Genomic DNA, 16,168 nt, shown 5'->3' with positions numbered 1-16,168 from the left:
AGTAATGGATTGTAACTGAATGGTAGACCTTTCGAGACGAAGATTTTTCACTCGTAACGTGGTTGCTGGTACTTCGGTAAGACTACCTTGGTTAACGGCCCCCGAGCGCTTCACTGACCTTTGTAGTCAATGCGGAGAATGCGTTAAAGCATGTGAAACTCAAATTATCATTAAAGGTGATGGTGGTTTTCCTCGCGTCGACTTCTCAATTGATGAGTGCACATTTTGCTATCAATGTGCGCAATCTTGTCCTGAAACTCTCTTTGAACCAGCTCAGAGCGAACCTTGGCAAGCAGTAGCAGAAATCAGTTCACAATGCCTAGCAAAACAAAATATTGAATGTCGTGCTTGTTCCGATATTTGCGAACCCATGGCGATACGCTTTAACTATGCTGTTGGGCAAGTCGCTCAACCCAGCATAAATCATGAGCAATGCTCAGGATGTGGAGCCTGTGTTGCCGTATGCCCTACGTCATCTATCAATGTGAGCAACGTTGGCGCGTAAACCAACGACAACTATGAGAGCAAAACATGCCAAAAAATGAAGTGCATATATCCAGTTTAATTGTTCATTGCCAACCTGAACAACTTCAAACGGTTACAGCACAAATTAGCGACATCGATGGTGCCGAAGTTTATGGCGATAGTCCAGAAGGAAAGCTAATCGTCGTACTAGAAACCGCGACACATGGCTTTATCACCGACACTATCGACGTAATCAATAATTTGCCACATGTTCTAAATACCGTAATGGTTTATCACCAAATAGAACCTGAAGAAATCTATACCGAACACACCGAATTAGAACCAAACACTGGAAATCAACAATCCCAAGTAGAGGGTGAAGTATGAAAATGACACGACGCGCGTTTGTAAAAGCAAACGCAGCCGCATCAGCCGCGGCAGTAGCGGGGATTACACTGCCTGCTTCTGCAACGAACCTGATTGCTAGCTCAGACCAAACCAAGATTACCTGGGATAAAGCGCCTTGTCGTTTTTGCGGTACTGGCTGTTCGGTACTGGTTGGTACCCAAGGAGGTAAAGTAGTTGCAACTCAAGGTGATCCAGAAGCTCCTGTAAATAAGGGGTTGAACTGTATCAAAGGCTACTTCCTTTCGAAAATCATGTATGGCCATGATCGATTAACCCAGCCTCTACTTCGCATGACTGATGGCAAATACGATAAGAACGGTGAATTTGCGCCTGTCTCTTGGGATGATGCTTTCGATATCATGGCGGAAAAATGGAAATCAGCTTTAAAAGACAAAGGACCAACCTCTGTGGGTATGTTTGGTTCTGGTCAATGGACAGTAATGGAAGGTTACGCTGCATCAAAACTAATGAAAGCAGGCTTTCGTTCAAATAACATTGACCCAAATGCACGCCATTGTATGGCTTCAGCGGTTGTCGGCTTCATGCGTTCATTCGGCATAGACGAACCGATGGGCTGCTATGATGACTTTGAACATGCAGACGCATTTGTGCTTTGGGGTTCAAATATGGCGGAGATGCACCCAGTATTATGGACTCGTATTACCGACCGCCGCCTAAGCCACCCACACGTAAAAGTTAATGTATTATCAACCTACTATCATCGTTCTTTCGAATTGGCTGATCATGGTTATATCTTTACACCGCAAACGGATCTCGCGGTTGCCAACTTCATCGCTAATTACATCATCGAAAATGACGCTGTAAACTGGGACTTCGTTAACAAGCATACCCACTTCAAACAAGCGACAACCGATATTGGTTACGGTCTTCGTGATGACAATCCGATTCAAATGGAAGCTGAGAACCCTAACTCAGGCGTTATGACCTCAATCGCATTTGATGAATACAAAAAATCCGTTGCGCCTTATACACTTGAATATACGGCAGAGCTTTCAGGCATTGCGCCAGAAAAGCTGATTGAACTTGCTAAGCAATATGCGGATCCTAACACCAAGGTCATGTCACTGTGGACGATGGGCATGAACCAACACACTCGTGGTGTGTGGATGAACAGTTTGGTGTACAACCTTCACCTGCTAACCGGTAAAATTTCCACTCCAGGTAACAGCCCATTCTCACTGACTGGTCAACCGTCTGCCTGTGGTACCGCACGTGAAGTGGGTACGTTTGCTCACCGCCTTCCAGCCGATTTGGTCGTCGCGAATCCGAAACACCGTAAAATTGCAGAAGGCATTTGGAATATTCCTGATGGTGTCATCCCACCTAAACCAGGCTTCCACGCCGTATTGCAAGATCGCATGCTTAATGACGGCAAACTCAACGCTTACTGGGTGATGTGTAACAACAACCTGCAAGCCGGACCGAATATCAATGAAGAGCGTCTACCGGGTTACCGCAACCCTGAGAACTTCATCGTGGTGTCTGACCCATACCCAACCGCAACAGCACAAGCCGCTGACCTTATTTTGCCAACGGCAATGTGGATCGAAAAAGAAGGCGCTTATGGTAACGCCGAACGACGCACTCAAGCATGGTATCAACAAGTTGAAACCATTGGTGAAGCGAAATCTGACTTATGGCAGTTAATGGAATTCTCCAAGCGTTTCAAAATTGAAGAAGTGTGGACTGAAGAAGCGCTAGCCAAAGCACCGCAACATCGCGGTAAAACCATGTATGACGTTCTATACAAAAACGGAACCGTCGACAAGTTCCCGATTGAAGAAGCTCGTGAACTCAATGATGACGCTCATCACTTTGGTTATTACGTACAAAAGGGCCTGTTCGAAGAGTACGCCCAGTTTGGACGCGGACATGGACATGACCTTGCCCCATACGATGTTTATCATCAAGTACGCGGACTACGTTGGCCTGTCGTCGACGGCAAAGAGACTCTTTGGCGCTTTAAAGAAGGATCGGATCCTTACGCTAAAGCTGGATCTGATTGGGACTTTTATGGCAAGCCAGACGGCAAAGCTTGGATCATTTCTGCACCCTATGAAGCGCCACCGGAAGTCCCAAATGAAGAGTTTGACATGTGGTTATGTACCGGGCGTGTCCTTGAGCATTGGCATACCGGCACCATGACTCGTCGTGTCCCTGAGCTCTACAAGGCCGTTCCTGACGCTGTTTGTTACATGCACCCAGATGACGCGAAAGCGCGCAACGTTCGCCGTGGGGAAGAAGTTTTACTGTCAAATAAACGTGGCGAAGTTCGTGTTCGCGTAGAAACTCGCGGCCGTAATCGACCACCACAAGGGCTTGTATTCGTACCATTTTTTGATGCTCGAATACTGATCAACAAACTGATCTTAGATGCAACGGACCCACTGTCTAAACAGACCGATTTCAAAAAATGTCCGGTTAAGATCACCAAAGTTGTTTAATCCATTGTTGGCAGGCTGCAGCCAGCCAACATAAAAAATTGCCCTTAGGCGGAGAAGTTACAATGAAAAAAATAGTGATTGCCCTATTTGCTTTTGCAATGATTGCCAGCGGCAACGTAGTTGCTGAGCTGGATAATCCAGGCGGAACTGGCGGTGTTGATTCACTTCGCGGTAGTACCCGATTAGAAGACACTCGCCCTGCCGATGACTTTAAGAAATACCCGAAAGAACAAGCGCTAGAGAGCAGCTTTGTCTATCAGCCACCTCTGATCCCACATAGCATTCGTAATTACGAAGTCTCTCTGAATGCGAACAAATGTTTGGCCTGCCACAGTTGGAAAAATGCCAAAGAAATGGGCGCAACCAAAATCAGTGTTACACACTACGTGAACCGAGAAGATGCCGTACTAGCCGATATGTCTCCTCGCCGTTACTTCTGCCTACAGTGCCATGTACCGCAAGCAGAAGCGACACCGCTGATTGGAAATGATTTCGAACGCGTTCAGTCGTTGAAATAAGACTGTTACGTAAAATTAACGAGGTTAATGTATGAAATTATTGAAAGCGTTTTGGAAGCGACTAAAAAGCCCAAGTAAAGCCGCGGTTGGCGTGGTTCTATTCATGGGTTTTGCTGGCGGCCTTCTATTCTGGGGCGCATTTAACACCGGAATGGAAGCGACCAACACGGAAGAGTTTTGTTCAGGGTGTCACGCGCCAATCGTGGCAGAAATCAAAGAGACGATTCACTACTCAAACCGTTCTGGTGTACGAGCTATCTGTTCAGATTGTCACGTTCCACATGAATGGTCAGATAAGATTGTTCGTAAAGTTCAGGCATCAAAAGAGCTTTTTGCTCACTATGTTTTGAAAACCATCGACACGCCTGAAAAATTTGAAGAGCGTCGTGCACATCTTGCTGAGCGTGAATGGTCAAGAATGAAAGGTAACGACTCATTAGAATGTCGTAACTGCCATGAATTTGAGTATATGGATTTCTCAGAACAAGGCTCTCGTAGTGCGAAACAGCACTCTACTGCGCTAGCAAATGGCGATAAAACATGTGTTGACTGCCATAAAGGCATCGCGCACAAATTACCGGACATGCAGGGCGTTGAAGGCTGGCAATAAGGAGCGATTATGAGTACGTTTGAATCGGTTGTATGGCATATACTCGGATACAGTGCGATGCCAGTTATTATCCTTTCAGGCTTTGCAGCCGTGGCAGCGATTTGTGTTTGGCTACTGTCACTGAGTAAAGACAAAGAAACGGAATAGCACCACGTTTAACAACATTATACTTATCTAGCTAAAACAAGGCGCTCATATCGAGCGCCTTTATTTTTAATAGTATCAGCAACTAAAGTATGACTTCACGCTCATATAGATTCTGATTTATGACACTATTTTCGCGTGATTCAAGCTCGGCTACAAAACCACTCGCAAATTGTGGCCTTTATTGTTCAATCCTGATGAGAAACAGCCCGTTGGCTAACACAATATGGTCTAAACCTCACCAAAGTCGTTAATTACGCCAAGTTTTTAACTCAAAGGAGACTTTTATGACCGTAAAGCTGTTGTTACTCACCACCACGTTAGTTTGTTCCAGTTTCTCCTCTTTCGCTGAAACGACGTTAACTTTTCTTGATTCGCATCGAGCCTCAGCGCAATTAAGTCGCAACGACGATTTTATGCAGCGCCTTAGCCAGTTCGATATGGAAGCACGAATGAAAACCGTCGATCATGTGATCAAACCTGAATTTAAGCGCTTTGTCCGAAATCACACACTCGATTGGTCAGAGCAAGACCGTGCATACGTTAATCAAGCCTATGCTGAACTAAAACAAGAATTAGACCACTACCCGCTCGATTTACCTCATTCGATTAATATGATTCTCACCACCGGCGCAGAAGAAGGCACAGCCGCTTACACGCGAGGCAAAGCGATTATTTTACAACGGGATAAGCTCGTTTTGGGGAAGGAACTAAAGCGAATTATGGCTCATGAAATCTTCCACATTTATACCCGCCATAATCTCGCTAAAAAAGATGAACTATATCAGTCGATCGGTTTTGACTATGTTGGTGAGATAGAATTTCCTGATGATTTAGAAGATCGGAAAATCACCAACCCTGACGCACCACTCAATGATTACGCTATTCTAGTTGAATATAACCAGCAGCCAGTATGGGCGATGCCAATTCTATATTCAGTTAGCGAGAAGTATGATTTAGATAAAGGTGGCGAGTTCTTTAACTACCTACTGTTTAAATTTTTAATCGTGGCGGATAAAGAAGGCAACTGGACGTACGATGACGACCATCCTCTGATTGTCGATCGCAGCGAATTGAACGGTTTTCTTGAACAAGTTGGCTATAACACCAACTACATCATCCATCCAGAGGAAATTCTTGCCGATAATTTTGCTCTGCTGATACTTAACACGCAGCCGGTAAACTCCCCTGAAGTCATTGCCAAGATGAAACGTATTTTGATGAACTAACTGAATTCAACATACAAAAGCGTGTGTTGAATTCATCAAACCAACAACTATCAACCGTGACATAGACAATAGGAAGCGACATCTCATTTATGGGAATGTAGGTCACTAATATAACAGTAGCTTCAACTGCTTTAGATTTTAGAGTCGTTCGAAATCCGATACTGATAAGCCAATATCGGATTTCCGGAGCCCTTTATCGAGAACGTAGTCGTGCTTTATAGGTGCCCGCTTCGGTTAACTGGCGCTCAACCTTTGGTAGAGCGCATCTTTAAGTTCTGCGCGATTATGTTTCAACTGCATCATCGCATCATCACCAATGGGTGATCCGTTAAGTTCTAGAACTCGTATTTCCTTATCTAACGCATTGTAGTCTTTCATCGCTTGAGCAAAGGAAGGGTCATTTCCTACTAAAGCAGCAATCGTATCTTTCATCTCTGGAAAGTCTGCGATAAGAGCATGATTTTCACCTAACATTGTGTCTCCTTATTATTGCAACCAACCACTGAACCCACGATAAACACCTCTGAAATCTAACGGGGTTCAGCAAACAACAGTTATAGTGTAGTGTGAAAATGCCTTTCTAATGAAGTTCTAGGATGTACGTTCATCACCACTTCAGATAAGTCGCTCAAGTAACATTCGAACTGTTTATTTATCAAATTCACGTTACACATCACTGATTAGTAAGTTATTTAGCCAAGAAATTTTGTTTCGCGCATTATCTTAAATTTCTGGTCTACACTTTGTTATAAGTTGGCTATAAATGGATAATAAGAATGGCAAAATGGGTATCATGGAGTGATATCTCGATAAAGTATAAGCTGTTCGGGTTGGTTCTCTTACCGATATTACTTTTACTTTATCTCGCTTCTCGTCAAATTAGCGTACTCAACATGCAAACTGACGACCTGCAAAAAGCAAAAGCGATGACGGCTTTTCTCCAGGGCTTTTCGCAAACCGATCATTCTGCGCATAATACCGAGCGTAGCAAAAGTTCATCATCACTTGATGCTGCGAGTGTCAATGCGTTGCTACCATCGCTGTTTCCTTCACAAGAAGCGAAACAAATCTCAAGCATTCTGCGTGAATATTTGTCTGTCAGTCTACAAATCACCGTCAATCAACACCCGGATGAGATGCTCGATAACCTTGAGTGGCAGGCCGATTTGTATCAACAACTTATCATGGCTATGGAGCGAATATCACTGAACCATATCCCGATTTCGATCGAGCAAGATCTTCATGCTCTAATTCAATTAGAGTGGATGATGTTTTGGGCAAACCAAGAAACGTCGCTAAGCCAACAGATAGTTGCCGACGGTCAAGTTGATGATGAACAACGCGCCGAACTTCGCAGCCAGGTAACAGCGCTAGCACATAATCAGCAGTTGTTTGTCGAACGCTTTGTCAATCTAAATGCCAATGAACACCAAGTGAATTTTATGCTGGAAGCTTTTAGTAATGAGGCATTTCAGCAAAGCCAACTATTTAGACAAATATTGCTAGACCAGACTGAGTTTAGCCAACTCTCTGCTGATAATGTACAACAAGGCTTAAATGCCCTATTAGCAAGACTAGAGCTACTAAACAAAGTTGGACACAAAATCGAAGACCAGCTAATTCGCAGAATAGACTCCGCGACACAATCAGCTAACAATCAAAGAATTGTCTTTATCGGTGTCGTTTCCGCCCTCACCTTTATGGTTATGTTTATTGCAATAGGTCTGGCTCGTCGTGTCACAAACAATCTTAATTTGGTACTGAACTACCTTACAAATGATCAGGGACAGATAGCGGGTGAACTAACAAAAAGTATATCTGGAAATGATGAGCTTAACCATTTCGCCCATGAAGTAGAAAGACTAACCCTCGAGCGGCGTCAAGCGAATGAGCGGTTAACACATGCAAAAAACATTGCCGAACAAGCTAAAGATGATGCCATCCGGGCCAGCAAAGCAAAAAGCAGCTTTTTGGCCAACATGTCGCATGAGATTCGCACACCACTTAATGGTGTTATCGGCATATCAGAAGTTCTCTCAGATACCTCACTTACGCCAACTCAGCGTGATTATGTCGATACAATTGAGACCTCTTCACAACTACTTCTGAGTCTTATTAATGACATTCTCGATTTTTCTAAAATAGAATCGGGGATGTTAATGATTAACCATCATTCTACTAATGTTAGAGAAACCATTTATGACATCGCCTCCATCGTCGCTCCTAGAGCCAAAGAGAAAGGCTTAGATCTTCGGGTTTCTATTGATGCCGACGTCCCTTACAAAATGATGATTGATGATCATCGCCTGCGCCAAACATTGATGAACTTTATGTCTAACGCAGTCAAGTTCACCGAACAAGGTTATGTGGCATTGTCGATTACTACGCCGACAAGCAATGGGACAACACCGCCATCATCCACAGCAAACACTTGCCAGCTGGAGTTTTCAGTCAGCGATTCCGGTATCGGCATTGATGAGCAGCAGCAACGCAACATCTTTGAACCTTTTGCCCAAGAAGACGACTCAACGACACGTAAATTTGGCGGTACCGGCTTAGGCTTAGCGATCAGCACTCAATTGGTCGAATTAATGGGCGGTAAAATCCAATTAGAGTCTCAAAAAGGGGTTGGTAGTCGTTTTTATTTCTCACTTGAATTCAACATTGAATGCCAACGTTTATCAAAACCCAATTCCACCACTTCACCACTCTATTTGATAGGTGCTAACGAAGTATTGCGTCAAACATTAAAAAGCGAACTGGCATTTTATAACCAGCGTGTAGATCAAATATTTGACAACATTGAACAGTACCTTCATTTTCATTCATCTGATAATCCGGCCATTGTCTTATTCCTCGAAGAGACACCTAATAGCGCCCAAACAATTGTAACCGAGCTTAGCGAACTCACTCGTAAGGGTCACTACGTTTGTCTGATTCGCGCATTTACCAGCTGTAGTTTCGATTTCCATAATTCTGTTGCTACCATTATTACCCAGCCTTTTTATGGCCAGCGTCTTATGCGTAAGCTAGAACAGTGCCAAATGCAGTCCAACGCCAATGACAACGCTCAGCACCTCCATCCTGCAACGACGACCGCCCCCCAGCGAGTATTAGTCGTCGAAGATAACAGTGTTAACCAAAAAATTGCAGGCCTGCATTTGGTCAAAGCGGGATTAGAGTTCGATGTTGCTAATGATGGCCAAGAGGCGGTCGATATGTACCGCGCGACACCAGATAGATACGCACTGATCTTGATGGACTGTATGATGCCAATCATGGATGGTTTTGCGGCAACAACGGAACTGCGCAAGCTTGAGTTACACCTCAACCGTCGTATTCCTATTATCGCTCTTACCGCGAGTGTCATTGATGATGATGTACAGCGTTGTTTCGATGTCGGTATGGATGACTACATCGCCAAACCATTTAGAGCCAATGTGTTACAAGAAAAAATATTTAATCTTATTGAGACTGTTGACGTTACGAATATCGCTACAGAGGTAAAAGGTGCCTCTCCTTCAATCAGTTCCGCGGTACATCATCCTGCCCCTGATGAAGTACAGAGCGCTAATGTTGAAGGCAACCATTCTGATACGCCTAAAACCGTTGGTCGACATGAACGAATTTTGTTGGTTGAAGATAATCGTGTTAATCAAAAAGTCGCCTCACTTATGCTCGACAAAGCCGGGTTTCACTACGCCATCGCTGAAAATGGTCAAATCGCAATTGATATGTATAGCGAAGACAGCAGTTTTGATGTCATTTTGATGGACTGCATGATGCCCGTAAAAGACGGATTTGAAGCGACCAGAGAAATACGCCAACACGAAGTTGACTTCGGTTTAGTTAAAACTCCAATCATCGCGCTTACTGCCAGCGTGATTGACGACGATATTCAACGTTGTTTTGATTCCGGAATGGATGCCTATGTAGCAAAACCAGTCCGTAAAGACAATCTCATTGAAAAAATTGAAAGTATTATCTAACCAGATAAGAGTGACTTGTTATGTTAATCCAAAAGAAGACACATCGACATCGTAATAGCACCCTTCACTATGGTTGCGGTATTGTGGCGATATTGTGTCTATTTATCTCCGTGAACAGTATTGCGATGGGCGCTGAGCAATACGCCATATTCACGCTTGAGCAAGAGTTCACACCGCTATCGGTTAGTAAAGCACGAAAACTTTACCGCGGAAAAACCAAACGCTTAGAAGGTAAAAAAATTGAATTATCTGATTGGCCAGAAGCAAGCACTGAACGCGCCGAGTTTTATCAATCTCTTCTTGGTAAAAACACCGCACAAATGAATGCACATTGGGCCTCACTCTCTTTCTCCGGTAAAGCTCGCCCACCTAAAGAGATGACAACAGCCGACGTATCTGCATTGTTACAATGGATGGAGGAAAAATCAAATCGTATTGGCTACGCACCACTGAATCATCTCCCAGATGATGCAACGGTGCTGTTTGTTGTCGAAGAGGTAAAATAATAATGAATAATAAACTGCTAACTCTCGCTTTATTAACGACGTCTTTGCCTGTCTTCGCCAATATAGAAATTAGCGAAAATATTCTGCTTAGTGGCTTTGGTTCTACTTCATGGGCGAAAAGCGACAACGATACACCACTTATCACTCACGTTGAGGTAGCTGATCATAGCTGCTTTGACTGTGATACTACCTTTGGCCTACAACTTGACGGTTATTTCAATGCGTTACATGTTTCGGCTCAAGTAGTGAAACGCCCACAAGACCATTGGAGTGAACCAGAGCTTGAATGGGCTTATCTTGGCTACCAATACAAGGATCTGTTAGTTCGAGCTGGACAACTGAGAATCCCTCTATTTCTCTACTCTGAATATTATTACGTCGGTCATGCTTATACCATGGCTCGTCCACCAACCGAGGTTTACAACAGCATTCTTGGTATTACTGCCTACCAAGGATTTAGCTTAACCTGGAATGTCGATATTGATGATGAAAAGACCCTTGCCATCACCCCTTTTTATGGCCTCAAGGATGAAAAAGAAGTTCATCTCAATCCGGACACTTTCCTTGAACTTGATACCAAGCGTATGTTCGGGATCAATTCCCAACTTTCAGGTGATAATTATCGTTTGAATGCTTCGTACCTCAATTCGCGATATGATCAGCGTGTCACATTATCAAACATCATCGTTGCACTTCCGATGGGAGGCTCGCTAACGCTCCCTCCTGTTGTCGATGAATCTAAAGACCATCGAATTGAACTCTATTCACTTGGCGCAGAGTATGAATTTGGCCCGACGACATTAAGCGCTGAATTACAAAAAAACGACCGAACTTCCGCTTGGTACTCTGCGTTGCAACATCGCTTCGATGCATTTACACCCTATCTTGTTTATGGACAGCAATACAGTGAAGAAAGCGATAACGGCAAACGAACCAGAGAAGGTGAAAGCGTAACAACCGGCGTTAGATATGATTTAAGGTACAATTTGTCATTGAATGCTGAATGGCAATATTTCCATACTGAAAACGGTGGTGCTGGTGCGTTTATCGATGTTCCGACTAAGCCTAATGCCAACCTCTATACTGTCATGGTTAATTTCGTATTTTAGTAAATTCACCGACTTCCTCCAGAGAAAGGCAGCATCCAACTGAGAGGATGCTGTCTAAATCCCAACTGATATATTTTCCTTTAAAATGTTGTTACGTAGTAGCCTTATTTATACACACAGCTAACCGACAACATATAATAAGCAGTTCGCAACATTATCAAACAATGAACCTCAAAAAAATGCTAAAAATCGCATCCGATTATAATTTTCTTATCCATCATTAAATTAGGCCTATGCCTCTCCTTCCTTCACCTCGCAAAAACCTGCAACACCATCCCGCTATTGCACAAATTAATTGACGCATCAGACTAAAAAGACACCACTTAAATAATGTTTTTATCGTCTCAATTATTTAACACTCCAAATTAAATCTAAGTTTCATTATTGATACTTATGTAAAACTATTTGCACCAGCTCGCACTTATCAGGCATATATTACTCTAATTAATTGATAGAAATAATTCCATCAAGTAGGTTAGCAATCAAACAACACCAATCGTTATTATTTACTAACGGACAACTAATGCTTTTGTATTAATTTTGCAATCTGCTTCTATTTTATTTTTTTACTTTTAGGCAGAATAACAAGATTAAAAAGACAAAAGCCCTCACAACAAACAAGGAATTATTATGAAAAACTTAGTAAAAGTAGTGGTAGCTTCAGCATTAGCACTTTCAGCATTCCAAGCATCAGCTTTAACAGAGAAACTCGATATCACGCTAAATGTAAAACAACCATTAACCTTGGTTAATACTAAGGCATTAGATTTTGGTACTATTTTTACTTCAGAAACCGCAGACCAAGCGATCCAATATACGGATCCTGAAGCTGCTGCATTCGATGTCACTGGTGAAGCAGGCTCAATCGTTGATGTTGCCGTTAATAATGGGAATACCGTTGAGCTTGATAATGCGGGTAATAAATTAGTCGTAACCTTCAATAATCCAGCCGCTCTTACTCTAACTGGGGGTAATGCGGTACTCAATGTCGGTGGCACGGTTGGTGTAGCAGGTAAGACACTAGTTGCTGGCGCTTACACTGCACAAGTAGACGTTGCTGTTACTTACCAGTAATCAAGTATTTTTGAGGGAGAGCAATCATTGCCTCCCTCTATTTATTATGTTTATTTCACGCTCATTCGTATTACTCATTCTATTTTCGTCAAGCGCATATTGCGATACCACACTTTCGGTGGTGACAGAAAATAATCAACTACGATTTTCTCAACAATTGGTTTCTGGTTCGCATCAACAAATCACCTCACACCCAAGAATAAATCAAACCGATGTATTTCGTTTTTATATCAAAGGTAAAAAAGGTAAGAAGATCCAAATTTCTTTGCCTAGCGACCAAACCATTGCTCGTGGTAATGAAAAAATATCGATTAACCAGTTTATATTCGGTTGCGGCCTATCAAGTGCAGGAGTAGCCACTATTAAAAATACGGGCATTTCTGATTTACTTTGTATTGGCGCAAAAGTGACGGTGCAATCCAAGCATTCTCCCGGCACCTATTCCAATTCAGTTCCCATTGAGATCGATTATTTATGAAGCATTCTTTCGCCATAGCCTGTTTGTTACTCTCATTTCAAAGTTACGCTCAACTGCTTATCGCCCCTACTCGGATTGTTATCGATGGTTCTAAAACCGTCACCGAGCAGGTGATCATTGAAAATACCGGTAACGAAGCGCTACGGGTTGAAATTAATTCCGTTTATAAACCCATTGCAAGCAACGATGTAACGCGTAACAACCCTAATGTACAAACTATTGAAGATATCTCATCAAAGGTACGTCTCTCTCCTCCAGTTATTCGTAGCCTTAAACCTAATCAACGCCGCACCATACGTATACAAATTCCTGCTATCCCTGATTCACTTCCAGATGGTGAGTACCGTACCTATTTGCAGTTTAGCCCAACCACTACAGTACCTAGCCAAAAAAGTAGCGCGGATGAAAGCGTCGACTCAAGTATCGATATTCAATTTAACGTTCACACTTTTATCCCACTTTACCAAGCCAAAGGCACGCCGATACCAAAAATGGAGTTTGACTGTAATCCATCTCAGTTGACTATCGTAAACCAAGGAAAATTTCAATTTAGCGCTTGGATTGACAGCGATGTCACTGATGCTCGAAAAATCGTATTGCTGAGAGAAAGTACCATGCGCTTGGCTAAGGAAAATGGGGAAACACTGACGATAAGACGAGACGACCAGAGGTTGTTTCAGTGCACTAAATAGCTAGTCTTGAGCGACAAGTAATGTCTAAATGGCTGTTGCCACTTTGGCTAGCTCTCTTATCAGGAGCTAGCTCTAAAGGTTTTGCCCAAGATCTCTTCACTGCCCATATCGAAATTCGCTTAGGTGATACTAGCGAGAACTTTTATCGTGTAATGATGGATTTCGATGAGCAACCGTATCTAAGTATTGAAAATCTGGCTCAGTATTTACTGGAGATGAACGGTGACTGTAGTGGTGGCGAATGCGAATTTTTCCTACCCCATGATCTTGCTCGTGAGTTGCCCTCCTATTCTGTCGATCTAAACCAAAAAATTTGCCATTCAGAACAAAATGCTAAAACCACAATTGAAACGGTCGAATTTGAGGGAGATACCTTTGTTCATTGGGATTCTCTGCCTCAATGCTTGCCAATTACCACCAAGTGGGCTTTGGATGACTACAAGCTTTACATCGTTAAGAGTTTTAAAAGTCTTTCAGAACTTGAAAAAGATATCTCGAAGTTAAAAAAATCAATACGAGATAAAGCACTCGAGGCAGAATCACGGCATGCGCAGACTGTCATACCTGCAAATAGTGACGTTGGGCTCGCTTCTCGCTTGGCAGTATCAACAGACTATGACTCAAATGATCAGCATGTTGAGTTCTCAGCACTGGCTGACATTCTTTTCAGTACAGAAAATTCACTCTCACAACTGTCGATAGATTCTAAATTAGAAGATCCAATTAGCTATTACAACATCGCGGTCAGCACAAACCAAGGCTCCGGACGACTAGAGTTAGGGCACATTCTTCTTGATGGCGACACCTTCATCAATAACCAAAGCCTTGAACACGGCCTCTACTATACCAACCGTGTCCAACAACCGGGATTTGGCAACTTACAGTTGGAAAATAGCACTAAGCCAAACATCGAAGTCGATGTCCTCGTCAATGGTATCTATCGCAATAGTTATCTCTCCGATTCATTCGGTCGATTTACGATAGACGAGCAAAATATCTCTCCCGGCGATACTGTCACCTTTCGCTACTATCTTGGTGAAGGTTTATGGTCTGAAGAAGAGATCACTGTCGCGGGTATCGACAGCGCTTTTTTGCCTAAAGGTGAGTGGGCAACTAAGTTTGCTTACGGTAACGACGAGACCCAAGCGGGTGTCGTCTCTCTTGATTATGGTCTAACCAATTACGGTACGCTGGGCATAAGCCTATTCCATATTGAAGATGAAACCTACAGTGGCGTGCAAGCCCAGTTTCTCCCTACCCACTGGCTTTCTACACGATTTGGTTGGATAGCGGAACTAGACCGATTCCCTACTCGCTTTGATGTGCTGCTTTCAAAATCTCAATCATTGACGCTTGATTTAAATAAAGCAGATAACTTCGATACAGATGAACTTGAATACCACCAACTTGACTATAGTTTATCGACCCGACATTTTAGCTTTACTTCAAGAGCGAGCATAGATGACAACGCCTTTGAACTTAATCCCACACTACGCCGTCAACTTTCTCCGAGCCTCTACCTCTCGTATGCGGCTAACTATGATTACTCTCGCACCAATCATCAAAGCAGTACACTGCACAAACTAGAGCTGACAAAAAGTAGTTTGTCTGACACCTCTTGGGCCATCAATACTGAGCTGGATGAATACGGTGATTACTACCGCAGTTCCGCGCGCCTGAGGAAAAATTGTTCCAATTGCTGGTTGAACCCCTTTGCTCTATTTCAACAAGTGTCCACCAGTCTACAACTCAACCACCAAGATGATGATCTAACCGCACATGCCTCTTATAGTGCAGATATAAACCATAACCTTCATTTGACGCTCGACGGTGACCAAGAAAGCTATCGCTTTCAACTTACCGCCGAATTTGGTGCAAAGACAAATTTCGATAGTGAAACGACTCACTTAGTCGGTTGGGATGAATATAGTTACGCGGCTGTCAAAGGTACAGTTGTCGACCAAAATAGCTCCCCTATTGCCGATGTAAAGTTACAACTGCTTAGTCAACATGCCACAACCAATCAAAATGGCGAATTCACATTTGAGCGAATTCCCGCGAGAAAAGAGCTGACATTGAAAATTGACGAAGGATCACTCGACCTAAGCCTTAGCCCAGAGCAAAATCCAATTTTTCTTAATACTCGGGAGATTGCCACAACAGAAGTGGTTGTTACGCTCATCAATTCGTTTGGCGCCGATGGTTTTATAAAGGCTGATATTAACGACAAAGCCTTTATCTATTTTAAGCACTTAAACAAACTTGAGGAATACTCCAGTGTTGTTGAGGCGGATGGATTCTACGTAGTTGAAGGGCTCATCGCTGGTCTTTACGTAGTCACCTTAGAAATCGGCGACAAAGAGTATGTATTGTCCAAGCAGTTAGATGCCGATTTTTGGCTAGGAGGGCTCGACTTCTCACTCGAAGAGTTTGAAAGAACTCGTTAGTATTTCATTATCTTTGGCTATATGTGTACTTGAG

15 protein-coding genes are annotated in these 16,168 nt (G+C 43.1%); 14 read left to right on the top strand and 1 reads right to left on the bottom strand.

Annotation, left to right across the window (positions count from 1 at the left end; all coding sequences use genetic code 11):
* The first annotated feature begins 19 nt into the window (after positions 1 to 19).
* The 7 genes from napF (at position 20) to RH86_RS00570 (ending at position 5,839) form a co-directional block, all read left to right on the top strand.
* Positions 20 to 505, top strand: coding sequence for a ferredoxin-type protein NapF (gene napF / locus RH86_RS00595; RefSeq protein WP_009384298.1), 486 nt, complete (start codon positions 20 to 22; stop codon positions 503 to 505).
* 26 nt (positions 506 to 531) lie between these two features.
* Positions 532 to 852 (top strand): chaperone NapD, encoded by a 321-nt coding sequence (locus RH86_RS00590; RefSeq protein WP_005592948.1) that lies wholly within the window; start codon positions 532 to 534, stop codon positions 850 to 852.
* Positions 849 to 3,338, top strand: coding sequence for a periplasmic nitrate reductase subunit alpha (gene napA, locus RH86_RS00585; protein ID WP_005592947.1), 2,490 nt, complete (start codon positions 849 to 851; stop codon positions 3,336 to 3,338). The genes RH86_RS00590 and napA overlap by 4 nt, the downstream gene beginning before the upstream one ends.
* A 62-nt stretch (positions 3,339 to 3,400) precedes the next feature.
* Positions 3,401 to 3,856: a nitrate reductase cytochrome c-type subunit gene (locus RH86_RS00580; RefSeq protein WP_009384297.1), complete on the top strand. Its 456-nt coding sequence runs from the start codon at positions 3,401 to 3,403 to the stop codon at positions 3,854 to 3,856.
* Between the two features lie 31 nt (positions 3,857 to 3,887).
* Entirely contained in the window at positions 3,888 to 4,466 is a 579-nt protein-coding gene (locus tag RH86_RS00575; protein ID WP_005592945.1) for a NapC/NirT family cytochrome c, read from the top strand.
* A gap of 9 nt (positions 4,467 to 4,475) precedes the next feature.
* The gene (locus RH86_RS20015; protein WP_005592944.1) at positions 4,476 to 4,613 is read left to right on the top strand and encodes a TIGR02808 family protein; all 138 of its coding nucleotides are present in this window, start codon (positions 4,476 to 4,478) and stop codon (positions 4,611 to 4,613) included.
* A gap of 284 nt (positions 4,614 to 4,897) precedes the next feature.
* On the top strand, positions 4,898 to 5,839 hold the full coding sequence (locus RH86_RS00570; RefSeq protein ID WP_009384294.1) for a hypothetical protein: 942 nt from the start codon (positions 4,898 to 4,900) through the stop codon (positions 5,837 to 5,839).
* A gap of 234 nt (positions 5,840 to 6,073) precedes the next feature.
* On the opposite strand, the gene RH86_RS00565 is transcribed toward RH86_RS00570, so the two are convergent.
* Positions 6,074 to 6,313 carry a YdcH family protein gene (locus RH86_RS00565; RefSeq protein WP_009384292.1) on the bottom strand — a complete coding sequence of 80 codons (240 nt, stop codon included), beginning with the start codon at positions 6,311 to 6,313 and terminating at the stop codon, positions 6,074 to 6,076.
* A 302-nt stretch (positions 6,314 to 6,615) separates the two neighbouring features.
* Between RH86_RS00565 and RH86_RS20800 the strand changes: the two genes are divergently transcribed.
* The 7 genes from RH86_RS20800 (at position 6,616) to RH86_RS00530 (ending at position 16,134) form a co-directional block, all read left to right on the top strand.
* Positions 6,616 to 9,828 (top strand): response regulator, encoded by a 3,213-nt coding sequence (locus tag RH86_RS20800; protein ID WP_009384290.1) that lies wholly within the window; start codon positions 6,616 to 6,618, stop codon positions 9,826 to 9,828.
* Positions 9,829 to 9,848: 20 nt separating this feature from the next.
* Positions 9,849 to 10,334 (top strand): hypothetical protein, encoded by a 486-nt coding sequence (locus RH86_RS00555; RefSeq protein ID WP_009384288.1) that lies wholly within the window; start codon positions 9,849 to 9,851, stop codon positions 10,332 to 10,334.
* Between the two features lie 2 nt (positions 10,335 to 10,336).
* Complete coding sequence (locus tag RH86_RS00550) at positions 10,337 to 11,443, top strand: porin (RefSeq protein ID WP_009384286.1); 1,107 nt, start codon at positions 10,337 to 10,339, stop codon at positions 11,441 to 11,443.
* 630 nt (positions 11,444 to 12,073) lie between these two features.
* Positions 12,074 to 12,517, top strand: a complete 444-nt coding sequence (locus RH86_RS00545; RefSeq protein WP_009384284.1) for a DUF4402 domain-containing protein — start codon at positions 12,074 to 12,076, stop codon at positions 12,515 to 12,517.
* Between the two features lie 121 nt (positions 12,518 to 12,638).
* On the top strand, positions 12,639 to 12,995 hold the full coding sequence (locus tag RH86_RS00540; protein WP_223296311.1) for a DUF4402 domain-containing protein: 357 nt from the start codon (positions 12,639 to 12,641) through the stop codon (positions 12,993 to 12,995).
* Positions 12,992 to 13,687 (top strand): molecular chaperone, encoded by a 696-nt coding sequence (locus tag RH86_RS00535; RefSeq protein WP_009384280.1) that lies wholly within the window; start codon positions 12,992 to 12,994, stop codon positions 13,685 to 13,687. The genes RH86_RS00540 and RH86_RS00535 overlap by 4 nt, the downstream gene beginning before the upstream one ends.
* Before the next feature lie 20 nt (positions 13,688 to 13,707).
* Positions 13,708 to 16,134, top strand: a complete 2,427-nt coding sequence (locus tag RH86_RS00530; protein WP_009384278.1) for a carboxypeptidase-like regulatory domain-containing protein — start codon at positions 13,708 to 13,710, stop codon at positions 16,132 to 16,134.
* Positions 16,135 to 16,168 lie beyond the last annotated feature (34 nt).

This window comes from Vibrio sp. N418 (assembly GCF_000222565.1).
GTDB classification, from domain to species: Bacteria; Pseudomonadota; Gammaproteobacteria; order Enterobacterales; family Vibrionaceae; genus Vibrio; species Vibrio scophthalmi.
The sequence above is the reverse complement of the archived record's forward strand: the minus strand, read 5'-3'. Positions and strand labels throughout refer to the sequence as shown.